Genomic DNA, 26,972 nt, shown 5'->3' with positions numbered 1-26,972 from the left:
GTTGTACAACTATGGTTGTTCTTATGGTTGGTGACCCGGTTGCCGTTGCGACCTTCCTGCTGCGGGCGCTTGAGGGCGGGCAGTGCGGCGAGGATCTCCGGAAGTTCTTCGCCCCGACGGCGTTGACCGTCGAATATCCGAACCGGCTCAAGCCCGAGGGCGCTCGCGCGACTCTGGACCAGATGCTCGCGGCGTCCGAGGTCGGTGCCGGGCTGATGTCCAGCCAGCGGTATGAGGTGCGCTCGGCGGTCGCGGTCGGGAACACCGCGATCCTTCGCCTCACCTGGAGCGGGGTGATCGCGCGTGACGCGGGCCCTTTCCGGCGCGGCGACGAACTCGTCGCGCACATCGCCCAGTTCGTCGAGACGGCCGACGGCTTGATCACCTCGATCGAGACCTTCGACTGCTATGAACCATTCGACATCCAGTCGTGAACCTGCTGCAGCAAAGTGGTCGGGAGCGCGCAAACGCTGAAAGCGGCGCTTTCCGGTGTCTGTGACTACGCGGCACGGAACGGTAGAAGAGAACCCTATCCGCGTTATCGGGTGAATACTGCGAAACGGCGTCGATCTTCTTGTCAAATTGCGTGCGTACGTGCCGATGCGGGACGTGGTGGGCTACGGGCGGGTCTCCGACTGCTCCGGTGTCGGTTACGTCGGCGAAATGCGCACCAAGCACGGTCCGGGTGTGATGATCCCCGCTACTCCTTGCAGCCGCCAGTAACAATCCGCGGCACCAACAACAAGTTTTACCGCTGAGCGCAACACTAGGGAGTCGTTTCAGTGCTGACGGTGCACTACTGCCGGGCGTGGGGCGGTGACGACCGCGCCATGTGGCAACCGCTCACGGAACGGACCGCGAAGCGTCGCTACGAAGGCGGGGGAAAGTGGTTCAGCGCGGTCATCGGGGACGTGTCCGATCCGGACTGCGTGCTGGAGATCAATCCGCAGTCCCCGTACCGGATCACCGTCAAATTCTTCGACGGCCGCGGCAGCACGCGATTGTCCTACGGATTCTGGCTCATGGAACCGGGAAAGCTGTTCCTGAAGCACGTGGTGCGGTGAGAGTATCCCGAGGACGGCGGTTTCCACAGCATGAACGAGGCTACGCTCGTCGAGGATGTTTTCTGGGAGAAACCTGACGGTGTCGTGCGCCGCGAGTTGCACCAGGGGAACTCGGTGAGCGCCGCGGATTACCGGGAGGTGTCGATCGACGCGAACTGGGAACCGTATCCTGTGTTCGGAGACTTTGCCTCGATCGCCCGCGAGGACCGCGGCCAGCCGCCCGGGCAGGCGTGACGCGGCTCTCTTCCGTCCCGCCCAGAACAAGGAAACATGATGAGCGACCAGGACTCCGGTGTGGAGCAGGAGCCCGAGAGACCGGAGGCGACGGCCCCATCGTTCTCTGTGACACCGCGCACGGCTCGCCGGTACCGGCTGGCGACGGCGACGGCGACGGTGACGGTGGCGTTGGCCGCCGTCGCCGTGCTGGCCGTATCGGGCTGGTGGCTGTTCAGCGGACGCAACGTGGGCGGGTATGCGATCCCGGAAGGTGCGGTCCCGATCGGTGATCGTGACGTCTGCGCCAACACCGTGAGCGTCATGCTCAGCACGGATGCCGAGATGGCGGCCGTCGCCCGGGAGTTGCGCGGCGATCCTCGGGTTTTGCGGGCCTACACCGAGACCAAGCAGGACGGCTACGCGAGGTTCCGGAAGATGTTCGCGAACGAGCCGGAGCTGCTGGAGATGATGTCGGTGGACGCCATGCCGGCCTCGGTGACCGTGGTGCCGAAGGACCAGACCGACACCGAGGGCATCGCCGAGCAGTTCCGCGTCCAGTTTCCCGCTGCGCGGAATGTCAACGACAGCACCTATTTCAGCAGCAGGATCACCGGGCCGGGTTACCGGGACCCGACTTGCCCGCCTAACGGCGAGCGCTCCCCTTGACCACGCGGGCGGCACATCGAACTGCACCTGTCCCCGGATCTCGCCGGATTTCCCGCGCTCGACGTTGCCGGTAGCCGAGAGATGACACCGATTCTCCTGATCTGGCGGCAACGGAACTCGACCGCGGTGCGGTGTCCCGCTGATCCGCTTCGGTGGTTCCGTGCACCGGCCAGGGACCACGCCGCACGTTCAGGCTGCGGTCGTCGGGGTGCCGGAACATCGCAGTACAGCCTGGCTTTGTCGTCGTGGGGGAGTCGTTGCGCCGCTGGGTGCCCTGGCGTTGCCTATCCTCGCAATGCGTGAGGAGTTGGCGCAGGCGACCCGCTGGGCGCCGGGATCCTTGTGCTGAGCCTGATTGTCCGGGCGCGCAGATCTTCCTCGGCGGGATGGGTCCCGGTATCGGACTGGGCAGCGTTTTGTGTGGCAGGCATCACGAGCGAGATGACCGTGGAAGGCAAAAGAGAGTGGTTCGATCGACAAGTGCGACGTGAACGACCCGGCTGGAAAGAGGCCGTGACCTACGCCCTGCTGGGAATCCTCATTTTTTCGACAGGGTTCTTGTGGAGCGTGGGCATATACCCGCCCGTGCTCGGCGCGATAGCCCTTGTGGCGCTTGTGGGAACTTGGCTCTGCAGCGCGGTCTACTGGAACAGAAAAGCTCAGCTGCGGAAAGAAGAGAACAAGAAATAACCGCGGTTCTGTCGCGCCATGCCTGCGGGCTCACGCCACTTCCTCGGCCGACCTGGTGCGCTTCAGCTCCAGTGGCTGTGAGCGGCCGTGGAATGTCCACCGCCGCTCCGTTGACGAGGGGTTCGCGGTCACGATGAAACCGGCTCGCCGACGTGCGCTCTCCTAGCGGCCCAGGAAGCGCAGGTGTACCAAATCGAAACCAGCAGCCAAAATGCGTAGAAGACTGAGCTGAGGATCGGCGGCGGAGGGTCTGAAGGGGGATCGGCGACCACCGCGGCGGCGATCATCGCGGTGGCCGCGGTGAACAATGCGGTCGCGGCCGGGCTTTGCCCGGGGCGCAGTCTTCCCTCGCGGCGACTGGCGAGGACCAATGTCGGCAGCAGGCTGGCGGCCAGCGCCATGGTGAGCAAACCCCTGGGGTCGTGGAGCAAACGGCTCGCGGCAAGGATCACCAGGCACGAAATCGCGAACACCGTGATCGCGTACGCCGCCAGCCCGCGTGCGGAGATTCTTGGGTAGTGGCGTGCGCGGTGGGCGAAGCACAGGTACAGCAGGAGGGATTCGATCACGAGGAAGCCGGGCTGGAGAAGGTAGTCGAATTGGTACCTTTCCAGGAAACCCAGGATTTCCACTGAGTCCCAGGCTGCGCAGACTGCCAGGACGGTGATCGGGAAGGGCGCACAGCGCCGGGCGAATCCGGTGCGCAGGTAGAGCCCGCCGGCTACCGCGAACAGCACTGCGGCGAGACCGAAAAGCGCAGCGAACAGGGACATGGCGACTCCGAAGTATGGTCCGCGTCGGTACTTTCTCCTGGAACCGGCTGGCCGGTGCCGACCTGGTCAGCGAGCCGAAGGCCGGACCTTGCGGGTCACCGCGAAATGCATCAGGCCGGACAGGTCGTGATGGATCTTCGCGGGGAGACCGATATCGTCCAAAGTAGACTGTGCGCGTTCGAGATATTCGCGTGCGGTGCTTTCGGCCGCGCTCCTGCCTCCGCAGATGTCGAGGAGTTCGGCGATGCGCGTCAAGTCCGCTTCGCTGCGGGCGGGCTGCTCGAGGAGTTCGACGAGGCGGCCGGTCTCGGGATGACCCGACTGTGTCGCGGCGATGACCGGCAGGGTGTTCTTGCGCGTGCGCAGGTCTTGGAAGCCGGGCTTGCCGACGAGGGCCGCGTCGCCCCAGATGTTTTCGAGGTCGTTGACGGCTTGCCAGGCGATGCCGGCGTAGTGGGCTGCCTGGCGCAGGCCGTCTGCGTCTTCGGGCGGTTTTCCGGCCAGGACTGTTCCCAGCGTGGCCGCTGTCCCCAGGAGCGCGCCGCCTTTTCCCTCGCAGACGCTCAGGTAGTCGTCGAGGGCGACGTCCTGAGGGCGGGCCCTGTCGAACGCCGGTTCGCCGAACCACGCGCGGATCAGGTTCGCGATGCCGTCGGTGAATACCGTGATCGCGGTGAGAGCGGCAGGTCCTGGCACGGACGCGAGGGTCCGGACCGCTTCGTTGAGCAGGGCGTCTCCCGCGACGAGGGCGGGGCCGGTGCCGAACGCTACCCATGCGGTGGGACGGTCGCGCCGGACATCGTCGCCGTCGGCGATGTCGTCGTGCAGGCAGGTGAAATTGTGGGCTAGTTCCATCGCGACGGCACCAGGCTTCGCGAGCAGCGGGTCTGCTCCCGCGGCTTCGGCGGCCAGCATGACCATGGTGGCTTGCAAAGTCCTGCTGCCGCGGCGTTGCGCGGGGCTTCCGTCGGCTTCGCACCATCCGAAGTAGTAGCGGCAGATGCGAGCGGCGTCGGGGTGGAGGCCGTCGAGCACGTCCTCGAGACCTTCCCGGGTGTAGTCGCGGGCACGATGGTTCACGTCGGGCAAGGGCGGGGGACCGGCGGGTTCCGTTTCGCCGGTAGCGTTCTCAACGGCCATTTCTGCTTCCTTCGTGCGAAGGGGTGTCGGCAGCGAGTTCTCGGGCGGTGCGGTGCGGGAGCCGGGTGTCATCCGACTTCGACGGGGACAGCCAGAGGGCTGTGCGAGAGCCACAGGCCGGGGTCGCGGGTGACGGCGTAGAGAAAGATGTCAGTAAGATCTTTTCGTTGCGGTGCTGGCACAACAGGGTCGTTCAACGCTTGCAGGGCAAGGCGGACTTGCTGGTGCGCCACCTGTTCGGCTTGCTCCCGGCCGCCGGCTTCCTGGACGAGGTCGGCGGCTGCGGCTAGGTCGGCGGTGGTGAGGCGTGGTGTTTCCAGGAGCCGGGCGAGCTTGCCGGCGAGCGGGTGACCGCTTTGCAGCGCGGCGATGAGGGGGAGGGTGTGTTTGTGCTCTCTGATGTCCTGCAGCCCGGGCTTGCCTATCCGGACGGGGTCTCCCCAGATGTCTTCGAGGTCGTTCGCGATCTGCCAGGCCGCGGCGATATGGCCGGCTGCCTTGGACAGGCAGGACGCCGCCTTCGGGTCGGCGTCGAGGAGGGTGATGGTCGTGGTCGCGGCAGCGGGAAGGAACTCGACTTTCGCGGCGCAGTTGGCGACGTAGTCGTCGACGACGATGTCTTCCGCCGGAGCCCGGTCGAACACCGCTTCGTTCGCCCAGGCGTAGGTGACTCGCTTCACGACCGCTGTCAGACTCGCGGCAGCGGCCAGGGCGCCGGGAGCTCCGGATCGCGCCAGAACGTCGAGCGCGCTGGCGAAAAGGGCGTCGCCGGCCAGTACAGCCGGCCCGGGACCGAAGGTCTTCCACGAAGTGGGCCGGCCGCGGCGAAGTTCGTCGCCGTCGATGAGATCGTCGTGCAAGAGCGTGAAGTTGTGCACCAATTCGATGGCGACTGCCGAGGGGACCGCGTCGGCGGGGGCGGCGCCGACTGCCTCGGCCGTCAGAACCGCCGTGCAGGCGCGGACCATCTGACCCGTGCGGCTGGAGACGGGGTGCCCCTGAGCGTCCGCCACGCCGAGGTGGTAGAGACAGATCGTCCGCAGGTCGGGATGAAGCTCGTCGATTTCCCGCAGCATGCTCTCGTGAACGGACGCGGACAGCCGCTGGAGGCACGGCGGGGGAGGTGTCTTCGCCATCGCTGTTTTCGCCATTGTTCAGACGCCTTTGCGCGACACGATCCGGATGTAGCCGAGCCGGCCGCTTCGATAGCCGTCCAGGAAGGCGGTTTCGACCCCGGTGGCCAGTTCGGATTCGACGCGGAGCTCCCAGTACGGAATCGCCGCGGTCGTGAGGTCGTCGACCTGGTAGGGGTGCAAGTTGGCGTCCCGGAGGCGCCGCAGGTACGTGCTCCGCCGGTGGGTGTGGCAGTCGTAGTGCTTGTCGATCGCCGCGACTTCGGGCGAAGTGGCGGCCACCGCGTCGTCGTGGCACCAAGTGACCAGAACGTAGCGGCCTCCCGGCTTCAGCAGCCGCGCGAACTCGGTGAATCCGTCGATGAGCGGATCGAGGTACATGGTTGTCTCATTGGTGACCACGTAATCGAACGACTCCGGCGGGAGCCCGGTGTCGACCATGTTGCGGTCGTGGAACCGGACGCTGTCCGCGCAGCCGTGCTTGACGGCTTGGGCGCGGGCGAACTCGTTGTGGTGCGCGCAGAAGTTGATTCCGTCCACCTGACAGCCGAACGCCCGGTGCAGCAGAAGGGAAGTCCCGCCGCGTCCGGAGCCACCGTCGAGGATTCTGGCGTCCTCGGCGACCGGCGCGAGCGCTTCGATGAACAGGTCGACCTGGCGGGTTTCCATCCGGTGGATTTCGGCCTGGACGGCCCGCTCGCGCGGGTGTCCGGGCAAGGAGAGGATGCTGCGGTCGAAGTCGCCTACGGCGAAATGATGGTGGTAGAAGCCGTCGGCGTGGCCGAGGTCGAGATTGATGGTGTCGTCGCGCTTGGTCTCGTACGAGAGATAGGCGCGGCGCTCGAATTCGTTGCGTGCGAGCGTGATCTGGGCGTCTGTCGGGATGGTCGAGGTGCTCACAGGTATCACCCTTGTCAGTAACGAAAGCGGAGTGGTTCGCGGTCGTCCGGGGCTACGAGCATGCGGCGGCATAGCGGTCTGTGACGTCGTACCAGTCGTAGGCTCCTCGAACCCACCGTTGAAGGACGGCGACGTGTTGTGCGATCGCTGCGCGCGCGGTCCGGGAAAGACCCAAGCGGGAAGAGAACGGCGCGATCTCGCAACTCAGTGCGCGGAACTGGTTCATGTGCTGGTCGGCTTGCCGTGCGATAACGCTCAATGCGCTGTCGAAGGCGATTCCTCTTTCCTTGGCGAGCAGCGCGACGAGATTGTCCCGGTGTGCGGCCGAGTCCTGGTCGTAGGACTGGATTTCGTTCGCCAGGATGATGTGCCGGGTGGCGTGGTGGCGCAATTCGGCCAGATAGCCGGAATGCCAGACGTCGGAGGGGACCTCGAAACCGTTCGTGCGCTCGGAGACCGCGAACATCACGCCGGCGGAGACGGACGTGTCCTTGATGCGAAGATGTTCGTCGCTGGTCGGTTCGCGGCCCTCCCGCCGATTGACGGTCTCGGTGAAGTTGCCGTAGAAATACTCTTGCCACAGCCAAGCCGCCCGATGGCGCCAGTCCTCCGACATGCCGGACCTGAGGTGCGCCCAGAGGTCCGAGAACGCCGATGCCAGCGGATGGGCCGACGTGGACGGGCGATGCAGAATAGCCACGAGTTCCGAGGTCACCGCCAGATCCGCGGCGCCGTCCGCCGCGACGTCCATCCAGTCGTCGTGCAGGAAAGTCCACCCGAGCACATGGTAGGAAAGGACAAGATCCCTGCTGGCCGGGTCGCAGTAGGCGGCGACGTCCGCGAGCCGGGATTTCACGTACCGGTCAGTCGCGGCGCCGGAGGCCAGAAGCTCGTGCCGACGCAGCCAGGACAGGTGTGCGTTGCGCGCGTCGTCCATGCCAGGCGGCAACGCGTGCTCGGCGATCGGCATCGTCAGAGGGACTGGCCACGGCATGGCTATTCTCCTCTCGCTGGTCTTTCCGGGGAATTCCGGCCGCTGCGGAGTTTCGTTGAAGAACAGTCAAGTCCTCGGTGCACCTCCGCGGAAGCCCTTGGCACGCATGGGTTTGTTGAAGCCGTCGTCATGTTGAAGGCCCGGCCCGGCCGGTCCTGGCGAGTCCGACGCTGTTCCGCCAGGGTGCGGACCGAGTTCTGTTTCCGGTGGTGCGGGGCCGCTTTCAACATGACGCTGTCTTCATCAAGTCGATCACCGGGAACGGGTTGGCCTTTCGCGTCCGGGGAAGCTCTACTGGACCGATGGACAACACCCGGCCGTGAAGCGGAAAGAAGGCCGGTCGTGTTCGCCTTCGCCAGAGCATCGCTTTCGACGCGGAACCTGGAGGTGAGTTCGTTGACTGTGCCAGCGCCAGTGCCTCGCGAGGCGGGTGCTAGCAGCGGTCCGGCCGGATCGGGACGTGCGTGCGCGAAGGTCATTCTGCTGGGGGAACACGCAGTGGTGTACGGCGCTCCCGCGTTGGCTGTTCCGGTTCCGGAATTACCGGTCTCGGCCACAGCGACCTGGTCCGCGGCGCGTCGGGACGAGATAGCGTTCGTGCTTGAAGAACCCGTCGACCCGTTGGTGATGGCGCTCGCGACAGCCGGGCTTGACCGCCTCACCGGGAAGTTCAAGGGACTCGCCGGTGTCGACGACCGTGCCTCGGTGAATGTTCGCATCGACTGCCGCATCCCGCTGGGGCGTGGACTCGGCGCGAGCGCGGCCCATGCGAGGGCGGCGGCTCTCGCACTGGCCGATCTTTTCGGCTGCCGCCTGGAGCCCGGAGAGCTGTATGAGCTGGTGCAGACGGCGGAGATGGTGGCACACGGGACGGCAAGCGGAGTCGACGCCGCCGCGGTCGGGGCGACGGCACCGATCCTGTTCTGCAACGGCGCTGCCGAACGAGTGCGGGTCGGCGTGCGGTGCACGGTGGTGATCGCCGACAGCGGGGTTGCCGGAGGGACCAAGGACGCGATCGACCTCCTCCGCCGAGGATTCGCCGGGGCGGCCGACCGGCGAGCGGACTTCGTGCGCCGTGCGGCGCGGCTGACTCGTGCCGCGGTGCGCGATCTGGAAGCCGGGCGGGCGTGGGATCTGGGCACGTGGCTGACGGCCGGTCACGAACTGCTGCGTGCTGCGGGCCTGAGCACGCAACCGATTGACCGGCTGGTCGACGCCGCCCTCGACGCCGGGAGTCTCGGCGCGAAGATCACCGGCGGCGGATTGGGCGGATGCATGATCGCGCTGACAAGCGGACCCGATGCGGCGCAGGCGATCGCGCGGAGACTGGAGAACGCGGGCGCGGTCCGGACCTGGACCGCGCCGCTGGGGAGGTGTTCCGCGGATGCCGGCTGACTTTGGCGTGACCGCGGTCGCGTATCCGAACATCGCGCTGGTCAAATATTGGGGCAAGCGCGACGAAAACCAGATCATTCCCTGGGCCGACAGCCTGTCTGTCACGCTTGACTGTTTCCCGACGACCACCACTGTCCACGTGCGACCGGAGGCGGACGCGGATTGTCTGACCTTCGACGGGCGACCCGCCGACCGCGGAGCGTTGCAGCGGGTCACGGCGTTTCTGGACGTGGTGCGCAAGTTGGCCGGGCGCGCCGAACCGGCGATGGTGGCCACCGTCAACGCCGGTCCGACCGCGGCGGGGCTGGCGTCCTCAGCGAGCGGCTTCGCGGCGCTGGCGGGTTCGGCTGCAGCTGCCTACGGCCTGGAACTCGACGGGATCGGTCTGTCGCGCTTGGCCCGGCGAGGGTCAGGCTCGGCGGCCCGGTCGGTTTTCGGAGGCTTTTCTCTTTTGCACGCCGGCGAGGACGACCACAGCTCCTTCGCCGAGCCGATCCGCGCGGAGGTCGATCTCGCGATCGTGATCGTGCTGACCGGCACCGCTCCCAAAACTGTCTCCAGCCGCGCCGCGATGCGACACACTGTCGAGACTTCGCCGTTGTACTGGTCGTGGATCGAGTCCGGCCGCGACGACCTCGCGGCCATGCGGGACGCGCTGGGACGCGGTGACCTCGTCCAGGTCGGGGAGATCGCCGAACGCAATGCGCTGGGGATGCACGCCACGATGCTGGCCGCGCGTCCGGCGGTGCGCTACCTGTCGCCGTCGACGCTCGTCGCCCTGGACGGGGTGGCGCAGTTGCGGCGCGACGGCATTCCCGCCTACGCGACGATGGACGCGGGGCCGAACGTGAAGGTGTTGTGCCGCCCGGAGGACGCCGGCCGAGTGGTCGGGATGGCCCGAGACAAGTTGCCCGATTGCCCGACAGCGGTCGCCCGGCGCGGCCCGGGCGTCAGCGTGCGCATCGAGGAGGCGCGATGAACACGTCGCGGAAAGTGGTCCGGCGGGTGCCGGGAAAGCTGTTCGTCGTCGGCGAGTACGCGGTGGTGGAGCCTGGGCATCCGGCGATCCTGGTCGGCATCGACCGGCAGGCGAGCGTCGCGGTGTCCGCGGCGTCGGAGGACGACGTGGTGATCGCTTCCGATCTGTGCCCGGGTGCCACGCGGCTGCGGCGGGAGGGGAAGAAGCTGGCCGGACGCACCCCGGGCGACGAGCGGCGTGCCCGCGAGGACTTGGCGCACGTGGTGTCGGCGATCGACGTGCTGCACGAGCTGCTGGACGAGCGACGGATGCCGGTTCCGCGGTTGCGCATCGCGGTCAGCAGCGACTTGCACGAACAGGGCACGAAACTGGGGCTCGGGTCCAGCGGCGCGGTGACCGCGGCGGCCGTCGCGGCGGCGGCCGGCTACTGCGGGCTCGCGCTGCCCGATCATGCCTGGTTCCGGTTGGCGCTGCTGGCGACGGCTCGGATCGACCCGAGCCTGTCCGGTGCCGACCTCGCGGCCGGCATTTGGGGAGGCTGGATCGCGTACTACGCCCCGGACCGGGCTGAGGTGCTGGACCTCGCGCGCCGCCGGGGCATCGAGGAATCGCTGCGCGCGGCGTGGCCCGGTTTCGGAGTGCGGCGGTTGACCCCGCCGGAAGGACTGACGACAGAAGTGGGCTGGACCGGGCACCCGGCCAGCACCAGCTCGCTGATCGCTTCGCTCACGGCAAAGCGGAACGGCCCGGAAGACAAGGCGTACCAGGGCTTCCTGGCCGACACGACTGCCTGCGTCCGGGCGTCGCTGCGCGCGCTGGCGCTGGGCGACAACCGCGCGCTGCTGCGGCAGATTCGTCGCGCCCGGACCACGTTGGCACGGCTGGACGACGCACTGGGACTGGGCATTTTCACCCCGAGGCTGACGATGTTGTGCGATGCCGCGGAATCGGTCGGCGGCGCGGCTAAGCCGTCCGGTGCCGGCGGCGGTGACTGCGGCATCGCGCTGCTGGAGGCCGGTGCCGCCCGGAAACACGCGCAACTTCGGGCGCAGTGGGCCGCGAAGGGTGTTCTGCCCGTTCCGTTGCGCGTGCCGGCGCTGCCGCGGGACGCCGCATGATCGGCGGCTCAGGCAGTCCGGGCCGCGGGCAACCCCAACGGCAGCTGGCGAGATCGAAGGGAGCGCACCCGTGAACGAGATGCCCGATGTCGCAGGGATCCCGATGAACTGGGTGGGGCCGGTGAAGATCTCCGGCAATGTAGCGACGACGTGTACCGAGGTCCCGATCGCCACCTTGGAGTCGCCGCTGTGGCCCTCGATCGGCCGCGGCGCGAAAATCTCGATGCTGACCGAGCACGGGGTCGTCGCGACCCTGGTCGACGAGCGCATGACGCGTTCGGTCATCGTGGAAGCTGTTGACGCGCCGACCGCGCTCGCCGCGTCCCGGCAGTTGCACTCGATGCTGGCCGAACTGCGCGAGATCACCCGCAGCCGCAGCAGGTTCGCCCAGCTGGTCGGCGTGCGCCACGAGCTCACGGCGAATCTTTTGTTCATCCGGTTCGAGTTCACCACTGGCGACGCGGCCGGGCACAACATGGCGACGCTGGCGGCCGACGCGCTCCTGGCGCACCTGCTGCGCACCGTCCCGGGAATCTCCTACGGGTCCATCTCGGGAAATTACTGCACCGACAAGAAAGCGACCGCGATCAACGGCATCCTCGGCCGCGGCAAGAACGTCGTGACGGAACTGCTCGTGCCCCGGCGTCTCGTCTCCGACCTGCTGCACACTTCGGCGGCCAGCATCGCGCAGCTGAACGTCCGCAAGAATCTTCTCGGCACCCTGCTCGCCGGCGGAATCCGTACGGCGAACGCGCATTACGCGAACATGCTGCTCGGGTTCTACCTGGCGACCGGCCAGGACGCGGCCAACATCGTCGAAGGCTCGCAAGGCGTCACCGTCGCCGAAGATCGCGACGGGGATCTCTATTTCTCCTGTACGCTCCCGAATCTGATCGTGGGGACCGTGGGCAACGGCAAAGGGCTCGGCTTTGTCGAGGCCAGCCTGACGCGTCTCGGCTGCCGTGCCGACCGCGCCCCGGGCGACAACGCGCGCAGGCTCGCGGTCATCGCGGCCGCGACTGTGCTGTGCGGCGAACTTTCCCTTCTGGCGGCGCAAACCAACCCCGGGGAACTCATGCGCGCCCATGTCCGGTTCGAACGCGGTCCTCTCTCGGCGAAGGCCGAGGTGTGAGCCACGCCGGGCGGGCGCGTCAGCCGGCTCCGGTATCAGTCACCTTCGGGAGACTTCGGACCCGCCGCTCTTGTCTTTCCACGGTTCGCTGCTGTCGCGAGTCGCTGTGTCTCCTCGAGTACGCCAGATCGGCAAGGCGGAACCCGCTTTCTATCGCGAGCGCGACGACACGCTGGGCCGGGCGGGTTGTGCCGGGCCGGAAACTTCGGAATACCCGGGACGATGGTGTTTGATCCGGATCGCGCGGAGTTCCGCGGCATTGCCGGACGAATGATCGGAAATGCCCCGCCGGTTCGATGTGTCGATCACGGGTCCTGCCGGCAATGCCAGGGAGTCCGGCCGTGCGCGGTGTGCTCGGGAACTTCCGGTGCCGCCGTGTTCGTGCGGCCAGGAGACCGCCGGGAGCAGAGGATCCTGGCAATCGGCTCGGCCGGGCCGCGCCGGTTCTGCGGCCCGGCGGGGTCACGGGCAGAACATCGCGGTCAAGATCCGGCCTTCCGTGCCGTGTGCCGGGTTTTTGTCGGTGGTGACGGAAAACGCGCCCTGGCGGGTGCCGTCGGCGGTGGCGAAGGCGTGGGTCGCGTATCCAGGAATGCCGCCGGTGTGGCCCCAGACCGTGGTCCCGCACGGCATCGCGATGCTCATGATGCCCAGGCCGTAGCCGATCCCGAGGTTCGTTTCGCGGGGCGTGAGCATCTCGGTCAGCTGCTCGGGCAAGAGCAGCCGTCCGCTCAGCAGGGCGCGGAAGAAGTCGTCGAGGTCGGCGGTGGTGGAGATCATCGACCCGGCGGCGCCTGCCACGGTGGGGTTCAATTCGGTCACGTCGACGGTTTTGCCGTCGAGCCGGGAGTAACCGCGCGCGTACGGCCACGGCAGGGCGGGGTTGTCGCCGGGTTCGCTGGTGGCGTGCAGGCCCAGCGGCCGGATGATCCGGTCGGCCACCTCGGTTCCCCAGGTGCGCCCGGTGACCTTCTCGACGAGCAGGCCGGCCACGATGTAGTTGGTGTCGGAGTACGACCAGTCTTGCCCCGGCTCGAACAGCAGCGGTTTCGCGGTCGCCATCGCCACGAGCTGCCCGGGAGTGAAGTGCCGGAACCGGATGGCGGGGAAGCCGTGCGCGATCTGGGTCGCGCCTTCTCCGAACGGCAGGTCGTCGGAGTAGCTGTACAGCCCGCTCGTGTGCTGCAGGATCATGCGCACGGTGATCCGGTTTCCGCCGGGCAGCAGGCCGGGCAGGTAGTGGTTCACCGGGGTGTCGAGCCCGATTCTGCGTTCTCCGGCCAGTTGCAGGACCACGGTGGCCACAAAGGTTTTGGTGACGCTGCCGATCCGGAACCTTCCGTCGGCCGAGGGCGGCTGGTTGCTGCCGAGCGCGCGGACTCCGGCGCTGGCGGACCAGTCGCCCTGGCTGTCGCGTATCCGCGCCTGGACTCCCGCGACCCCGCTGGCGACGACTCGGTCCATTGCCTGCCGCAAGGGTGTCTCGTCCCAGCCGGCGGCGGACGCGGCGGGTGCGGCGAGGACGCTGAACGTCAGAACGCCGGCGGCCGCCGACGAGAGAAATTTCTGCCATCTCTGTGCGAGCACGAACAACTCCTGCGGAATCGGTGGGAAGCAACGATCGCTGCCGACTCAAGGATGTCCGGACGCGGCTGCCCGTGTCGTTGTCCCTGGCCCCCGTTTTGAGGTAGTGCTACCCATACCGGGTTCTGCCTGCCTGCCCGCCGCGCCGCCGGAGTGTTCGCTCGAGCGGCGAAATTCGCGTGACCGACAGCTTTCTGACGCTGGGCTGCCGGGCAAACAGGTGCTGGGTAACGAAGAGTGTTGGTTCCGGTGACTGGGTGTACCCGTTTGGCGCTGCTTGCTGGCTGGGGGCAGTGGGTAAGCGATGACGTGAGGTTGTTACTTCCGAGTCTGTTTCACGGCTCGTCGGGGCCGGTCGGGAGGCGGGCCCGGGCGTTGGGGCGTGGCGTGTGGCGGGAGGGAGCGGTGGTGTCGAATCAGGGTTTGCGGCGGTTGATCGAGGAGGCGGGGTGGACGGGTCAGAAGCTGGCGGAGCGCACCAATGAGCTGGGCGCGGAGATGGGGTTGCGGCTGCGTTATGACCGCACCGCGGTGGCGCACTGGCTTTCCGGGACCCGGCCCCGCCCGCCTGCTCCGGAACTGATAGCCGAAGCCTTCACCCGTCGTCTTGGCCGGCGGATCACCGTTGCGGACACGGAACTCGGACCAGCTCCGTCCGCGGAACTCGCCCCTCGGTGGTGCACCGACGTTCCTGCCGAGCTGGCGGAGCTGGCCCGCAGCGGCGCGGCGGGCCGTCGTGCGGTCGCCGGGTGCGTCTACAGCTTGGCGGCGCTGTCCGTGCCGGGCTGGACTGAGCTCGCGGGCACGGTGGCGCGGGCGGGGGACGGGCCGGGCAGGATCGACCGGGTCGAACTGGATGCCGCACAGTCGATGCTCAAGCTGTTTTCGGCTGCGGATATGGCGTACGGGGGAGGTCATGTCCGTCCGGCGTTGGTGCGGTATCTGCACACGACGATTGCTCCGTGGTTGCGTTCGGATGCCGCGCCGGCGGTGCGCGCCGGGTTGTTGGATTCGGCGGCGCAATTGTGTTATCTGTGCGGCTTTTTGTGCTTCGACGACGAGATGAACGGAGTCGCGCAGCGCTACTATCTCGCCGCTCTGCAGCTGTCCCGTGCCGCGGGCGATGCCCTGCACTACGCGATCACGTTGCGCGCCTTGAGCGTGCAGGCTCGGATGCTCGGCCACCGAAGACACGCGGTGAATCTGGCGATCGCGGCGACCCGGGCTCTTCCCGGGGACGCTCCCGCGCGGGTCCGCGCGTTCTTGGCGGGGCAGGCGGCGGTGGCCGAGGCCGCCGCCGACGATCGTCGTCAGGCTCTCGTGCATTTGCGCGCCGCCGAGAATTACCTCGAGCATGTTGACGCCGAGACGCCTCCGGTGGGGGCTTATCATCGCGCGGCGCTGTCGCATCATCACGCGGCGGTCGAGGCGTGCCTGGGCAAGCGGCGTGCGGCGATCGTCGCGTTGGACCGCTCGTTGCGGGAGCGTCCCGCTTCGGAACGCCGGGCGCGGGCGATCACGCGGGCGCGGCTGGCCGAACTGCACCTGGACGCTGGTTGCCTGGACGAGGCCTGCCGGACGTGGAACCGGTTTCTCGGCGATTATCCGCATCTGGTGTCGGGGCGGGCGGACGCCGCGCTGGCGGCTCTGCGCGCCCGGTTGCGTCCGCACACCGCGCACCCGCCCGCACGCGCCGTGGCGCTGCGGGCCGCGGAACTCCGGCGCACCCCGGCTTCCAGTGCATGAGCGGCACACCGGATCCGTGCGTGGGCGCTGGTCAGCCTGGAAGACGCAGGACGCCCTCGTCGCCAGTGCCGGGCAGCATCAGGAAAACCGCCGATCCGAGGTGCTGGATGAAGTCGTTGAGGGCGTCCTGGCGGGCGAGCCGGGTCTGCACCCTGGCGAACAGCGCCGGGTCTTTCATGAAGGCCAGGAACAGCAGTCCGTGCTCGTCGCCGGACGAGTAGGTGAAAGCCCGCCGCAGCATCTGGCGGCCGCCGTCGAAACGCGCGTGTGCCCGCCTGCTGTGCGCGTCGACCGGCAGCACGTAGGTGCCGTCGGGGTGTTTGGCGAACAGGTCGATCTCGTCGAACTCGCTGTGGCCGGTCAACGGAGCCCCGCTGTCCCGCCGGCGCCCGATCACCGCCTCCTGGCGTTGCTTCGGCAACGCGGCGAAACGCCGGATGTCCATCGAGATCCGGCGCACGACCAGATAGGTGCCGTGGCGCCATGGGCCGTCCGGTATCCACACGGCGTCGTCGACGTCGGCGGCCGCGCGCGGGTTTCCCGTTCCGTCCTTGAAGCCGAACGCGTTGCGCGGCGTCGCCGGCCCGGGCTGGCTGAATCCGGGCAGCTGCCACCGGGCGGTCAGCGTGTCCTGGCTCAGCCGGGCGAGTGCCTGTGCGGTCTGCAACGAGACCAGCGGGTCGGGCGAACAGATCTGGACGGCCAGGTCGCCGCCGCAGAAAGCGGGCCGCAGCCGGTCGTTGGGCAGGGCTGGGATCGGCGCGAGTTCCGGGGGAGCGTTCAGGCCGATCCGTCCGGGCAGGCCGGGCCCGACACCGATGGTCACGGTCAGCCCGGCGGTGTCCAGATCGGCGAGTTCGGGAACGCCGGGGTTGCCTCGCGTCGCGGGCTCGACGGCCCGCGACCAGCCGGCCAGCACCCGGTCGACAGCCGCTCGGTCCGCACCCTCGGCCAGGTCGAGCGCGACGAACAGAAGGCTGCGCGGCGCCGGGTCGGTGATGCCGGCCTGGTGCGTGCCGCGGAAGGACGGCCGGGCGGCGTCGCTGGCGCCGGGGGCAGGCGCCCGCGGTGGCGGCGAGGCGCAGGCGCTCAGCCCCCATCCCGCGGCGGAAGCGGCCGCACCGAGAAGAAAACTCCGGCGGCCGGTGGCCGCCTTGTCCGGTGAATCGTGCGACATGAAGGAATTTCCTGAAATCGGGCCGGGAATGCGCGTCGACCGGACATTGTGCGGAACGATCGGCACGGGACGGCCTTGAGGCCTTTCGGCAATGCTATCCGACCTGGCGCGGTCCGGTCCGGGCACGCGGGTCCGGCGCGTGCTTGACCGGTTGCCAATTGCTGGTTCCGTCCAGTGTGGACCGCCACCGTCGGCAAAGCCGATGCCCTGCCGCGAGATCTGTGCGCGCGGTGCCCGGAGCCAGGGGATGCTTGGCCGGCTGGTTCGGCTCCGGCGGATATCCGCGAGACAATGCCCGCGGGCCGGCCCTACCCATTCGGGTGTTCGTGGCCCGTTGACCCTAAACCCGGAGACTTCTCCGGCCGATTTGGAGAACGGTGCCCGCACGACAGCATTTCGCGGGCCTTTGTATATCGCGGAGAGCGGGAGATCTCGGATCGACATGTTCAGGTCTGGCCATCGATGGCACCGTTCCGTGGCAGCTGGCCTCGCCGCGCTCGGCGTCGCGTCGGCCGCCGGATGTGCCGGCGGTGACGCCGCTCCGCTCACGCACTCGAGCCCGGGAGTCATCCGTGTTCCGGCGGACGCCAAGACGATCCAGGAAGCGGTGGACGCCGCCCAGGCAGGCGACCTGGTCCTGGTTTCGCCGGGGGAGTACCACGAAAGCGTCACCATGACCAAACCGCGAGTCGTCCTGCGGGGCACCGACCGCAACACCGTGGTCGTGGACGGGGATTTCGCGAAAATCAACGGCATCACCGTCACCGGATCGCAGTCGGCGGTGGAAAACCTGACGGTGCGCCGGTTCTTGGCCAACGGCGTGCTGTTCACCGGCGTCACCGACAAGAAGCTGCAGGGCCCCGGTGCCGGCGGCATCCGCTACGACCCGCTCAACCCGCAGAAGTTCCCGCCGCTTCAGGGTTTTCGCGCCTCTTTCGTGACGGCGTACAACAACGCGCTGTACGGAATCTATTCTTTCGACGCCCGCGACGGAGTCATCGAGAACTCCTACGCCTCCGGTCAAGCCGACTCGGGGATCTACGTCGGTCAGTGCCGGCCCTGCAACACGCTCGTGCGCGGCAACCTTGTCGAGCACAACGCGGTGGGCATCGAGATCACGAACGCGTCGGAGAACCTGTGGTTCCTCGGCAACCGGGCGGTGCGCAACCGGGTCGGAGTGACCGTCAACTCCAACGACTTCGAGTCCCTCGCCCCGCAGCACGGCGCGGTGCTGGCCGGCAACGTGGTCGCCGACAACAACGATCCGCACAGCCCGGCGCAGGCCGACGGAGGGTTCGGGATCGGCGTCGGGATCGGCGGGGGAAGCGCGAACACCCTGGTCCGCAACCTGGTCAAGGACAACAAGGCCGCCGGGGTCATCATCAGCGATGTCCAGGGCTACGCGGCCGACGGAAACACGGTCGCCGACAGCCTCGTGGCGGGCAACGGCGCGGACCTGGTCCTCTCCGCGGCGGGCAAGGCGAACCAGATGGGCGGTCGGCCCGGCACGGCGCCTGCCGCGATCGCCGCTCCGCCCGGGGCGGATTTCCGCGGGCTGCCGCGGCCCCCGGCCCAGCCTCGGCTCCCGGGCCCGCCCGGCGCGCCGGCCAAAGCCGCCGCGGGATTGCCCGGTCCGGTGGATCTCGGCGGCTATCCGCTGCCCGCGGCGCCGTGACGCCACGCCGATCGGAATGAGGTGCGCATGATCCGGGGATCTCGACGAGCCCGGTGGCTGGCCGGCGCGCTGGTCGCCGCCGCGGCAGTCGGCTGCGGGGCGTGGGCGCTGACGCCGAAAGCGGAGCCGGAGGCCCGGCCGGTCACTCTCGACGAGGCCGGGCGAATGGCGATGGCGCGATACACCACCTACCAGAACAGTCCCGCGCGAATACGAGTGCGAGCTCCGATGGCGGGCAGCGTCGTCGTGGTCGATGCCGTGGTGGACTACCGGCAGCACCGCGCGGTCGGGTCCTACGAATTCGCCGGTTCGGCGAAAGGACTGGTGGCGTGGGACGACCGGGGCCTGGCAGTCGCTCCGGGCCGGCAGGCGGACCCGCTCGCCGCCGCGGGAACCCTGCGGCCGGCGGACTGGTCGCCGCGCTCGTTCACCACCGATCCGCTGGACGCCGCTCTCCGGCTGTCCATGCTCATGGGCCAGGACCGGCCGGACAACGCGCAAGTGCTGGCCGAACAGGGGCCGCGGTGGCTGCGCGGCGACGAGATCGACGGCAAGCCCTGCGAAGTGTTCGCCGGCCCTCGTCCGAGGTCGGCGGACGGCTCCCGGCAATCGCCGCTCACTTACTGGATTGACGACACCGGCGGGCTGCGCAGGGTGACCGCGCAACTGGCGGGCGTCGACGGCGTCCTCGAACTCGATTTCCCCGGAGGACAGGCGGGACCGGTGCCGGGCACTCCGTGGCAGCCCCGGTAACGCGCCGCGCGGAAAACCGAATCGACGCGCGGAAACAGATTCATAAATCTTCCCGGAAGCGTGAACCCCTGTTCTTCTGCCTGAAAGTTATTCGGTTCAGTCCGGTGTCAGTTCCCGGGAACCCGTCGGCGGAATGAAGATTCGGAACTGTCCGATCTGACTCTATCGGGTGGGCTTGCCGATTTCCGGTTGATTCGAATAGCGAATTTATCTGGTTTCGGGGCATGCTGCCTACGCGTGCCGCGTCCGGGGAGTTATCGCGCCTGCGCATGCGTCCGCACTTTCTTGCCCGAAGTCAGACCCCTGACCTGATATCGGATGTGATGCGATGTCCCGCTCCGTACCCGCGTCGCGAATCACGGCGTCGCGCCGGAAACCGCGTCAGCTGTCGTGGCTTCAACGGTTCGGGATCATGGCTCTGTCTCTCGCGGCGGTCGCCGCGCCGGGCCTGGCCGGCGGAACCGCCGCCGCCGCGAAGCCGGCCGCCGCTCCTCGGGCGGACGGCGACGGCACTGTGACGGTGCGGGTGGTCCGGGCAGTGGACGACTCCGGCAAGTACACCCCCGTGCTCGAGCCGGGAATGGCCGGGATCACGGTGAACCTGACCGACGACGCGGGAGCCGCGATCTCCGGGACGACCGCCGCCGACGGCACGGTCACCTTGTCGCCGGCGGGCAGCCCGCTGTCCGGCGGCAAATATCGCGTCCAGGTGATCAACCCGAAGCCGGGCCTGTTCTTCTCGGCGTTCGCGGACCGCGCCGGCCTGGACGGCGCTCCGGACAACCTGAGCAACACCGAAGAATTCGTGGATCTCTCGGGCGGCAAGAACGTTTCGTACACCACCGCGTTCTGGAACCCCGGCGACTACTGCCAGAAGAACGCGACACTGGTGACCGCTTGTATCCGCAACAACGTCACCCCCGAGCCGTCGTCGTCGCGGACGCTGGTTTCCTTCCCGTACAACGCGCGCGGGGTCAACAACCGGACGACGGACCTCGCCACGCAGGCGGAAACCGGCGCGCTGTACGGCATCGGGTACAGCAAACAGAAAAAGTGGGTCTTCAGCGGTGCGACCGCGCACCGGGGATCGGCCTACGGGCCGTCCGGCGCCGGCGCGATCTACCGCACGGACATGAAGACGAACGCCACGTCGCTGTTCACCACGGTCCCCGGCGCGGGCGGCTCGCCGCACGACTTCGCCACGGACATGGACCTCGCGTTCGCGCCTCATGTCGCCAAGGAGTCCCTCGGCGACGTCGAAGTCAGCGAGGACGGCAAGGACCTGTACGTCGTCAATCTGGCTGACCGCAAGCTTTACCGCTACGACGCGACGCAGCCGGCCGCTTCCGCGCCGAAGGCCAGCTACGCCATTCCCGGGCCGGACACTCCCTGCGCGGACGCCGGGGATTGGCGTCCTTACGGTCTCGGGATTCAGGACGGTGTCGTCTACGTCGGCGGCGTGTGCTCGGCCGAGTCGAGCCAGCAGCGGTCGGACCTGCGCGCGATCGTGCGCAAGTTCGATCCGGTCGCGGAGTCCTTCGGCCCGGTGGTGATGGACCAGAAGCTGGACTACCCCCGGCCCGTCACCTACACCGTGGCCCCGTGCAAGGGCGCGGCCTGGTATCCCTGGTCGGACACCATCCCGCTGAAGCAGGACGGCGTCACGTGCGGCAACACCTACTCCTCCAACCCGGAACCGATGCTCGCCGACATCATCGTGGACACCGACGGCTCGCTGATCCTCGGTTTCCGCGACCGCTACGGCGACCAGATCGGGAACGCCCAGCGCGCGGTCGCCGGCGGCGGCCTGGTCACCCCGTCCGCGGGCGGCGCGCTGAGCCGGGCCTGCCCCGATTCGACCGGCATGTTCGTGATGGCGGAGAACACCGGCTGCGGCAAGACGACCCGCGGCGCGGGGTTCTACGACCAGCAGCGCACTGCTTACCACTTCAACGCTTTGTTCGCCGGCGTCGCGTTGTCGAAGGTCGAGACCACGATCGCGAGTTCGGCCATCGACCCGGTCGGGGCCACGTTCACCGGCGGCACGGCCTGGACCAACCGGGACGGCAGCCGTCCTCCGGAAGCCAGTTCGGGCAACCAGTTGAGCAGCAGCTTCGGCAAGGGCGCCTCGATGGCCGACCTGGAGGTGCTGTGCGACGAGGCTCCGCTGCAGATCGGCAACCGGGTCTGGTACGACGTCGACAAGAACGGCGTCCAGGACCCCGGCGAGCCGCCGGTGCCCGGGGCGACGGTGCGGCTCTACGACGCGGACGGCAAGCTCGTGAGCACCACGACGACCACCAGCCGCGGCGAATACTACTTCGACAATTCCAACGTCCCGGGCGGCCTTCTGCCGCACACGCAGTACACGATCAAGGTGGACAATCCGGAGGACTACCAGCCGGGCGGCCCCCTTTACCAGTGGTACGTCACCAAAAACGACGCCGGAACGAACCGGTTCGTCGACAGCGACGGCGTCGTGCCCCAAGGGGGCTCCTACCCCGAGAAGACCGTCACGACGGGCGGCCCCGGCGAAAACAACCACACCTACGACTTCGGGTTCCACCAGCCCGAAGGCAAGGTGAGCGTGCTGAAACAGGACAGGACGGCAAACCCTTGCCCGGCGCGGTCTTCCAGCTGTGGCGAGAGTCCAACGACACGCCGGGCCTCCAGCCGGACGGGACGGAGCCCGACACCAAGGTCGGCTCGCCTTGCACGACAGGAACGGACGGCGTCTGCGGCGAGACGGTTCCCCTCGGCACCTACTACTGGCAGGAAACCGCGGCGCCGGACGGGTACCTGCTGCCGGATCCAGCGGTCTTCGGGCCTCTGGACCTGACGGCCGCCAACCACGCCGACGGGGTCAAAGCGACTGCCGTCAACCGGTTGATGATGGGCGACGTCAGCGTGCTCAAGCACGACGAGGCCGGGAAACCGTTGCCGGGTGCGGTGTTCCAGTTGTGGAAGAAGACCAATGGCGACGGTGGCGGGCTGAAGGTCGACGGCCCGAACCCGGACACGAAGATCGGCGACCCGTGCACGACGGGCGCGGACGGTGTGTGCGCTTCGCACCAGCCGCTCGGCGAGTACTACTGGCAGGAGACCGCGGCGCCGGACGGGTACCTGCTGCCGGACCCGGCGATCTTCGGACCGTTGACGCTCACCAAGGACAACTATTCGCAAGGCGCCCGGACGACTGCGGTCAATAAGCTCGGCACCGGCACCGTCAGCGTGCTCAAGCACGACGAGGCCGGGAAACCGTTGCCGGGTGCGGTGTTCCAGTTGTGGAAGAAGACCAATGGCGACGGTGGCGGGCTGAAGGTCGACGGCCCGAACCCGGACACGAAGATCGGCGACCCGTGCACGACACCGGCCACCGGCCTCTGCACGGAGACCGTGCCGCTGGGCGTCTATTACTGGCAGGAGACCAAGGCTCCCGACGGATACGTCCTGCCGGAACCGGCGGTGCTCGGACCGCTCGCGCTGACCAAGGAAAACTTCGCCAAGGGCGTCAGCGTCACCGCCGTCAACAAGCCGAAGACCGGCGAGATCCGCCTGCTGAAGAAGAGCGAGGGCGACGGGAAACCGTTGGCGGGCGCGGTGTTCCAGTTGTGGAAGAAGACCAATGGCGACGGTGGCGGGCTGAAGGTCGACGGTCCGAAACCCGACACCAAGGCCGGCGACCGGTGCACGACGAACGCACAGGGCGTCTGTGACTTCCGGGGCCTGGGACTGGGCGACTACTACCTGCAGGAGATCTCCGCGCCTCCTGGCTATCTCCTGCCCGCCGACCCGATCAGCGGCCCGCACACGGTGAGCGAGGCCAGCATCGGGCACGTGGTGGAAGTGACCCGGCTGAACCGGAAGACGCCTCCGCCACCGCCGCCTCCGCCGCCGTTGACGCCGCCCCCGCCGGCGCCTCCGGGCCCCCGGCCGGCCCCGCCGCTGGCCAAAACCGGTTTGACCATGCCGTTCTCCGGTCTCGCCGGACTGTGCCTGTCGTTCCTGGGCGCGGGCGTGGCGATGCTGGTCGCGGCAGCTCGCCGCCGCCGACGGCGCGCGTGACCGGCTGAGGGTGTCTCCCCGTGCTTCGGCCGGGGAGACACCCTCGCCCGGGCGACCTCCCGGAACGTCCGGCCCGGCGAGCCCGGGGACGACAAGACCCTCGTGTCCGCACATCCATCTCGGAACGGAGAGTTCAGCAATGCCAAGCACCCGGTCGCACACCGACGGAGGGGACCGGCGGCGAACGGCGAGCGCGTGCGTGGCGGCCGCGTTGCTCGTCGCCGGTGCTGTCGCTTCGAGCCAGCCCAGCGAGCCGAGCCGGCCCGGCCGGACCGAGGACAGTGCCGTTGCCCGCCACCCGCTGGGTGCTGTGCAGCCGCCGCGGGCTCCTGAACCCGTGATCGCCAGCCCGCTGCCGCCTGGTGAGCTGCCCGTGCCCGTCGCACCGCGGGTGCAGCTGGTCGCGGCGTCCCGGTCCGGCTCTTCCGGGTCGCCGAGCGGATCGGCGACGGGCATCCCCGCCACCGCACTGGCCGCCTACACCAACGCCGCCTCAGTGCTGGCCCGCCGCGACTCGTCCTGCGGCCTGCCCTGGTCGATCCTGGCCGGCATCGGGCGGGTCGAATCCAACCACGGCCGGTTCGGCGGCGCGACGCTGAGCGCCGACGGATACCCCAGCCCGCCCATCCGGGGCATCCCGCTGGACGGCAGGCCGGGCGTCGCGCTGATCCGCGCCACCGACGGCGGCACCTGGACCGGCGACCCCGTGTTCGAGCGAGCGGTCGGTCCCATGCAGTTCCTCCCGTCCACCTGGCGGGCGGTCGCCGCCGACGGCAACGGCGACGGCGCAGCCGACCCGAACAACATTTACGACGCCGCACTGGGCGCGGGCGACTACCTGTGCTCCGGCGGCGGAGACCTGCGCGCCGCTGCCGGAGCCCGCGCGGCGGTGTTCCGTTACAACCACTCCGAGTCTTACGTGGACACCGTCCTCGCGCTGGCCCGCGACTACGAGCACGGCATCGCTGCCCAACTGCCGGACAACCCCGTGGGCAACGTGCCTGAGCCTGGCCAGGTTCACGACTTGCCGCCAGCGTCGGTCACCGTCGTCGATCCGGAACCTCCCGCGGCCGCGGTCCTTCCGCCGTCAACTCCCGCTCCCGCGCCGCTTCAACCCAAACCGGCCGACAGCCCGCGTCCGTCGCCCGGCGACCGTCCCGCGGTGCCGTCCTCCGCCAACCACCACACCGCTGGCAGGCCGACGACCGGAGCCACTGTGGCTGCTTCGCCCGCGTCATCGGCCGGAAAACAACTCTCGCAGGACATTCAGAGCACAGTCCACGCGGCGATCTGCGAGATGACCGCCAACCTTCCCCGGCCTGAGCACGAGGCCATCGGCCAGATCTCGGTCGCCGCGCTGCGTCAGCACGGGCTGAAGCTGGTCAAACCGGCGGCTGCGGCTCCGTGCCGGGCTGAGGGGCCTCCGCCGAGCCCGCAGCTGAACGGTGCGGCCGCTGCGTCCCCGGGCGAACCAGCTGAGCGGCGGCAAGGTGCTGACGTGTCGAAGACGGAGGAGTAGGAGCGGTTTTCGTTCGGTGTCGCGGGGTGGTCGCGGGCGTGGTGGATTCGTAGTCGCTGCGGCCGGTGCCAGGCGAGAGGGGAGGGCTGGCGGAGTGCTGGATCCCGCCAGCCACCTTCCCGGTGGCAAGCTGAACGGGTGTTTGGCGATAATCCGGCCGTGTCCGTCCTCTGGCGGGAGAACCGATGACCGAAGCCCGTGCCGCGTCCCTCGTCGACGAGATCGCTCGGCTCCTCGGCTGGCGCGAAGAGTTCACGCCGGAAAAAGAGTGGGCAGACGTGGAACGCGAACTCCGTACGCCGCTGCCATCCGACTACAAAGAACTGTTGAATCGCTTCCCGGGCGGGATATTTCGCGGGATCATGGTTTGCAGTCCGGTTGCGACTGAGCATGAATGGGTTGACTACAAGCGCGATCTTGACGAACTCCTGAACATCCTCGGCGACGAGGACCTCGAATACCTCGCCGGCGTCGACTACGGCCTCTTCCCCGAACCTGGCGGCTTGCTGCCTTGGGGAACCGACGGTCAAGGCGGAACCCTCTGCTGGATCACCTCCTCGCCCGATCCGGATGCCTGGAGGATCGCGTACCACAGCCAAGGCGCGGACGAGTGGCGCGAACATCCGGGCCCCGCCACGCGGCTTCTCCGCGAAATCCTGGCGAACACCGGCGAGGGCAACCTTCTGAAGTGGGATTTCGCCAGCATCCCCGTGGAGTTCATCCGATCGTATTCGCGCTAGGCGGGGCTATTCCGGACGCGGCTTTTCCTTCACCGCTGTCTGGCGACGGCGATAACCATGCTCAGGCGACTGGGCCGCAAGAGTTCAGTGCGAACGGTCTGAAGCGCAGGACTCCGCGACGACCTCCGCTGGCTCGGCGAGCCGCTCGGCGCGGCGCGGCGGCCGCGTGCGTACGAAACCGGGTCGGGCGGCCACCAGGCCGCATCCGAGTTCGGGCACCAGCAGCAGGACGAGCAGCCAGATCGACGCCTCCCAGCCGCCGGTGAGAGTGTGCAGCATTCCGAAAGCCGCCGGGCCGCACGCGGCGAGCAGGTACCCGCCGCACTGGGCCATGCCCGAGAGCCGTGCCGTGACGGTGTGCGTGGCTGAGCGCAGGTTGAGGAGTGTGAGGGCGATCGGGAACGCGCTGCCCGTGGCGAGCCCGAAAATCGCGACCCAGAGCCATCCGGCCCGCGGAACCAGCAACAGGCCGAGGAGCCCGATCGCCATCAGGGCGACGACGCCGAAGACGAGCGGCCTCTGGTCGCGCAGCCGGGCGGCGGCCATCGGCACGACGAAGCCGAGCGGGATGCCGATGACGATCACGGCCGAGTTCATCGTCCCGGCGGTGGCGGGGGCCACTCCCTGGCCTTGCATGATCTCGGGCAGCCACGACGTCAAGGTGTAGAACATCAACGACGCCATGCCCATGAAGATCATCACGCACCACGCCAGCGGCGAGCGCAGCAGCGAGCCCCCTTCGGCTCCGTCAGTAGCCGCGGTGGACGGGCTTTCTGGCTGTCGCGTCCGTCCGCGCAGCCCGAGCGGGCCCCACACGAGGACCGCGATCGCGGCCGGGACCGTCCACGCGGCCAGAGACAGCCGCCAGCCGCCCAGGTGTTCCAGCGGGACGGCCAGGCCCGCCCCGGCGGCACCGCCGACCGACAGCAGCATCATCGACAGGCCGGTGAGCGATCCCACGCGGTCGGGGAAGAACCGCTTGATCACCGCGGGTAGCAGCACGTTGCCGGCAGCGATCCCGGCTCCGGCGAGCACGGTCCCGGCGAACAGCGCCGCCTGGGCGGAAACCGCCCGCAACAGCAGCCCGAACGCGATCGCCAGGAGAGCCGCGGCGATCGCCGCCTCGGTGCCGATCCGGCGGGCGAGCACGGGGGCGAGCGCGGAGAAGGCGCCTACGCAGAGTTCCGGCAAGGCGGTGAGCACGCTGACCCCGAGCCCGCTCAGCCCGAACTTGTCCTGGAGTTCGCTCAGGACCGGGGGAACACCCGTGATGGCTGCCCGCAGGTTGACGGCAAGCAGCACCAGCCCGAGGAGAGTCCAGGCCGCAGTGGAGCGAGTGACGCCGGAAGCCGGACCGCGGCGTCGGGCTCTGGCGACAGGGCCTGGCCAGCGGGCGGCCCAGCGGGCCAGGCCGGCGGCGACACCCGTCGCGACAACGGCTTCGGCGAACAAGGACAGCCACACCGTGTTCATCGGCACTTCCTTTCCGGTCGGCCTCGCTTCCAGCGTCGTC

23 protein-coding genes and 1 pseudogene are annotated in these 26,972 nt (G+C 68.5%); 16 read left to right on the top strand and 8 right to left on the bottom strand.

What is annotated here, in order from left to right:
• Nucleotides 1-23 precede the first annotated feature (23 nt).
• From ACWGIC_RS02515 to ACWGIC_RS02495, 5 genes are all read left to right on the top strand, one after another.
• Nucleotides 24-434 (top strand): nuclear transport factor 2 family protein, encoded by a 411-nt coding sequence (locus ACWGIC_RS02515; protein WP_452074113.1) that lies wholly within the window; start codon nucleotides 24-26, stop codon nucleotides 432-434.
• 348 nt (nucleotides 435-782) lie between these two features.
• The gene (locus tag ACWGIC_RS02510; RefSeq protein WP_452074112.1) at nucleotides 783-1,064 is read left to right on the top strand and encodes a hypothetical protein; all 282 of its coding nucleotides are present in this window, start codon (nucleotides 783-785) and stop codon (nucleotides 1,062-1,064) included.
• Between the two features lie 30 nt (nucleotides 1,065-1,094).
• On the top strand, nucleotides 1,095-1,298 hold the full coding sequence (locus tag ACWGIC_RS02505; RefSeq protein ID WP_452074111.1) for a hypothetical protein: 204 nt from the start codon (nucleotides 1,095-1,097) through the stop codon (nucleotides 1,296-1,298).
• A 39-nt stretch (nucleotides 1,299-1,337) separates the two neighbouring features.
• Nucleotides 1,338-1,946, top strand: coding sequence for a permease-like cell division protein FtsX (locus tag ACWGIC_RS02500; RefSeq protein WP_452074110.1), 609 nt, complete (start codon nucleotides 1,338-1,340; stop codon nucleotides 1,944-1,946).
• Nucleotides 1,947-2,366: 420 nt separating this feature from the next.
• Nucleotides 2,367-2,636 carry a hypothetical protein gene (locus ACWGIC_RS02495; protein ID WP_452074109.1) on the top strand — a complete coding sequence of 90 codons (270 nt, stop codon included), beginning with the start codon at nucleotides 2,367-2,369 and terminating at the stop codon, nucleotides 2,634-2,636.
• 128 nt (nucleotides 2,637-2,764) lie between these two features.
• Here ACWGIC_RS02495 and ACWGIC_RS02490 read toward each other — a convergent pair whose 3' ends face one another.
• From ACWGIC_RS02490 to ACWGIC_RS02470, 5 genes are all read right to left on the bottom strand, one after another.
• Complete coding sequence (locus ACWGIC_RS02490; protein WP_452074108.1) at nucleotides 2,765-3,409, bottom strand: hypothetical protein; 645 nt, start codon at nucleotides 3,407-3,409, stop codon at nucleotides 2,765-2,767.
• Between the two features lie 66 nt (nucleotides 3,410-3,475).
• Complete coding sequence (locus tag ACWGIC_RS02485) at nucleotides 3,476-4,549, bottom strand: polyprenyl synthetase family protein (RefSeq protein WP_452074107.1); 1,074 nt, start codon at nucleotides 4,547-4,549, stop codon at nucleotides 3,476-3,478.
• A 68-nt stretch (nucleotides 4,550-4,617) separates the two neighbouring features.
• Complete coding sequence (locus tag ACWGIC_RS02480) at nucleotides 4,618-5,625, bottom strand: polyprenyl synthetase family protein (protein WP_452074106.1); 1,008 nt, start codon at nucleotides 5,623-5,625, stop codon at nucleotides 4,618-4,620.
• 78 nt (nucleotides 5,626-5,703) lie between these two features.
• Nucleotides 5,704-6,582 carry an SAM-dependent methyltransferase gene (locus ACWGIC_RS02475; RefSeq protein WP_452074105.1) on the bottom strand — a complete coding sequence of 293 codons (879 nt, stop codon included), beginning with the start codon at nucleotides 6,580-6,582 and terminating at the stop codon, nucleotides 5,704-5,706.
• Between the two features lie 52 nt (nucleotides 6,583-6,634).
• Complete coding sequence (locus ACWGIC_RS02470) at nucleotides 6,635-7,552, bottom strand: terpene synthase family protein (protein ID WP_452074104.1); 918 nt, start codon at nucleotides 7,550-7,552, stop codon at nucleotides 6,635-6,637.
• Nucleotides 7,553-7,705: 153 nt separating this feature from the next.
• Between ACWGIC_RS02470 and mvk the strand changes: the two genes are divergently transcribed.
• From mvk to ACWGIC_RS02450, 4 genes are all read left to right on the top strand, one after another.
• Nucleotides 7,706-8,971 (top strand): mevalonate kinase, encoded by a 1,266-nt coding sequence (mvk, locus tag ACWGIC_RS02465; RefSeq protein WP_452074103.1) that lies wholly within the window; start codon nucleotides 7,706-7,708, stop codon nucleotides 8,969-8,971.
• Nucleotides 8,961-9,950, top strand: coding sequence for a diphosphomevalonate decarboxylase (gene mvaD, locus ACWGIC_RS02460; protein ID WP_452074102.1), 990 nt, complete (start codon nucleotides 8,961-8,963; stop codon nucleotides 9,948-9,950). Before mvk ends, mvaD begins: the two co-directional genes overlap by 11 nt.
• A complete protein-coding gene (locus ACWGIC_RS02455; protein ID WP_452074101.1) occupies nucleotides 9,947-11,068 on the top strand; it encodes a phosphomevalonate kinase in 1,122 nt (373 codons plus the stop codon). Before mvaD ends, ACWGIC_RS02455 begins: the two co-directional genes overlap by 4 nt.
• A 79-nt stretch (nucleotides 11,069-11,147) precedes the next feature.
• Nucleotides 11,148-12,200, top strand: coding sequence for a hypothetical protein (locus ACWGIC_RS02450; RefSeq protein WP_452074191.1), 1,053 nt, complete (start codon nucleotides 11,148-11,150; stop codon nucleotides 12,198-12,200).
• Nucleotides 12,201-12,662: 462 nt separating this feature from the next.
• On the opposite strand, the gene ACWGIC_RS02445 is transcribed toward ACWGIC_RS02450, so the two are convergent.
• Entirely contained in the window at nucleotides 12,663-13,787 is a 1,125-nt protein-coding gene (locus ACWGIC_RS02445; RefSeq protein ID WP_452074100.1) for a serine hydrolase domain-containing protein, read from the bottom strand.
• A gap of 405 nt (nucleotides 13,788-14,192) precedes the next feature.
• On the opposite strand from ACWGIC_RS02445, the gene ACWGIC_RS02440 reads away from it, so the two are divergent.
• Nucleotides 14,193-15,530: a hypothetical protein gene (locus tag ACWGIC_RS02440; RefSeq protein ID WP_452074099.1), complete on the top strand. Its 1,338-nt coding sequence runs from the start codon at nucleotides 14,193-14,195 to the stop codon at nucleotides 15,528-15,530.
• A gap of 31 nt (nucleotides 15,531-15,561) precedes the next feature.
• On the opposite strand, the gene ACWGIC_RS02435 is transcribed toward ACWGIC_RS02440, so the two are convergent.
• On the bottom strand, nucleotides 15,562-16,707 hold the full coding sequence (locus tag ACWGIC_RS02435) for a Dyp-type peroxidase (RefSeq protein ID WP_452074098.1): 1,146 nt from the start codon (nucleotides 16,705-16,707) through the stop codon (nucleotides 15,562-15,564).
• Between the two features lie 475 nt (nucleotides 16,708-17,182).
• Here ACWGIC_RS02435 and ACWGIC_RS02430 point away from each other — a divergent pair, with 475 nt between their 5' ends.
• From ACWGIC_RS02430 to ACWGIC_RS02405, 6 genes and pseudogenes are all read left to right on the top strand, one after another.
• A complete protein-coding gene (locus ACWGIC_RS02430) occupies nucleotides 17,183-18,382 on the top strand; it encodes a right-handed parallel beta-helix repeat-containing protein (RefSeq protein WP_452074097.1) in 1,200 nt (399 codons plus the stop codon).
• Nucleotides 18,383-18,409: 27 nt separating this feature from the next.
• Nucleotides 18,410-19,135 (top strand): hypothetical protein, encoded by a 726-nt coding sequence (locus ACWGIC_RS02425; protein WP_452074096.1) that lies wholly within the window; start codon nucleotides 18,410-18,412, stop codon nucleotides 19,133-19,135.
• Between the two features lie 328 nt (nucleotides 19,136-19,463).
• Nucleotides 19,464-21,638: pseudogene (locus tag ACWGIC_RS02420) on the top strand (SdrD B-like domain-containing protein); the annotation flags it as partial.
• A 113-nt stretch (nucleotides 21,639-21,751) separates the two neighbouring features.
• A complete protein-coding gene (locus ACWGIC_RS02415) occupies nucleotides 21,752-23,200 on the top strand; it encodes a SpaA isopeptide-forming pilin-related protein (RefSeq protein ID WP_452074095.1) in 1,449 nt (482 codons plus the stop codon).
• 139 nt (nucleotides 23,201-23,339) lie between these two features.
• Nucleotides 23,340-24,719 carry a lytic murein transglycosylase gene (locus tag ACWGIC_RS02410; protein ID WP_452074094.1) on the top strand — a complete coding sequence of 460 codons (1,380 nt, stop codon included), beginning with the start codon at nucleotides 23,340-23,342 and terminating at the stop codon, nucleotides 24,717-24,719.
• A 185-nt stretch (nucleotides 24,720-24,904) separates the two neighbouring features.
• Nucleotides 24,905-25,459: an SMI1/KNR4 family protein gene (locus ACWGIC_RS02405; protein WP_452074093.1), complete on the top strand. Its 555-nt coding sequence runs from the start codon at nucleotides 24,905-24,907 to the stop codon at nucleotides 25,457-25,459.
• 84 nt (nucleotides 25,460-25,543) lie between these two features.
• On the opposite strand, the gene ACWGIC_RS02400 is transcribed toward ACWGIC_RS02405, so the two are convergent.
• Nucleotides 25,544-26,932: a CynX/NimT family MFS transporter gene (locus ACWGIC_RS02400; protein ID WP_452074092.1), complete on the bottom strand. Its 1,389-nt coding sequence runs from the start codon at nucleotides 26,930-26,932 to the stop codon at nucleotides 25,544-25,546.
• Nucleotides 26,933-26,972 lie beyond the last annotated feature (40 nt).

It is taken from the genome of Amycolatopsis sp. NPDC054798, from assembly GCF_053611505.1.
This window is presented reverse-complemented; position numbering and strand designations above follow the sequence as displayed.

What these genes read in the sequence shown, in the direction of transcription:
- ACWGIC_RS02505 (WP_452074111.1), top strand. Translation starts at nt 1,095, where the DNA reads ATGAACGAGGCTACGCTCGTCGAGGATGTTTTCTGGGAGAAACCTGAC.
- ACWGIC_RS02400 (WP_452074092.1), bottom strand. Translation starts at nt 26,932, where the DNA reads ATGAACACGGTGTGGCTGTCCTTGTTCGCCGAAGCCGTTGTCGCGACG.
- mvaD (WP_452074102.1), top strand. Translation starts at nt 8,961, where the DNA reads ATGCCGGCTGACTTTGGCGTGACCGCGGTCGCGTATCCGAACATCGCG.
- ACWGIC_RS02455 (WP_452074101.1), top strand. Translation starts at nt 9,947, where the DNA reads ATGAACACGTCGCGGAAAGTGGTCCGGCGGGTGCCGGGAAAGCTGTTC.
- mvk (WP_452074103.1), top strand. Translation starts at nt 7,706, where the DNA reads ATGTTGAAGGCCCGGCCCGGCCGGTCCTGGCGAGTCCGACGCTGTTCC.
- ACWGIC_RS02515 (WP_452074113.1), top strand. Translation starts at nt 24, where the DNA reads ATGGTTGGTGACCCGGTTGCCGTTGCGACCTTCCTGCTGCGGGCGCTT.
- ACWGIC_RS02480 (WP_452074106.1), bottom strand. Translation starts at nt 5,625, where the DNA reads ATGCTGCGGGAAATCGACGAGCTTCATCCCGACCTGCGGACGATCTGT.
- ACWGIC_RS02450 (WP_452074191.1), top strand. Translation starts at nt 11,148, where the DNA reads ATGCCCGATGTCGCAGGGATCCCGATGAACTGGGTGGGGCCGGTGAAG.
- ACWGIC_RS02470 (WP_452074104.1), bottom strand. Translation starts at nt 7,552, where the DNA reads ATGCCGATCGCCGAGCACGCGTTGCCGCCTGGCATGGACGACGCGCGC.
- ACWGIC_RS02485 (WP_452074107.1), bottom strand. Translation starts at nt 4,549, where the DNA reads ATGGCCGTTGAGAACGCTACCGGCGAAACGGAACCCGCCGGTCCCCCG.
- ACWGIC_RS02410 (WP_452074094.1), top strand. Translation starts at nt 23,340, where the DNA reads ATGCCAAGCACCCGGTCGCACACCGACGGAGGGGACCGGCGGCGAACG.
- ACWGIC_RS02425 (WP_452074096.1), top strand. Translation starts at nt 18,410, where the DNA reads ATGATCCGGGGATCTCGACGAGCCCGGTGGCTGGCCGGCGCGCTGGTC.
- ACWGIC_RS02435 (WP_452074098.1), bottom strand. Translation starts at nt 16,707, where the DNA reads ATGTCGCACGATTCACCGGACAAGGCGGCCACCGGCCGCCGGAGTTTT.
- ACWGIC_RS02490 (WP_452074108.1), bottom strand. Translation starts at nt 3,409, where the DNA reads ATGTCCCTGTTCGCTGCGCTTTTCGGTCTCGCCGCAGTGCTGTTCGCG.
- ACWGIC_RS02500 (WP_452074110.1), top strand. Translation starts at nt 1,338, where the DNA reads ATGAGCGACCAGGACTCCGGTGTGGAGCAGGAGCCCGAGAGACCGGAG.
- ACWGIC_RS02405 (WP_452074093.1), top strand. Translation starts at nt 24,905, where the DNA reads ATGACCGAAGCCCGTGCCGCGTCCCTCGTCGACGAGATCGCTCGGCTC.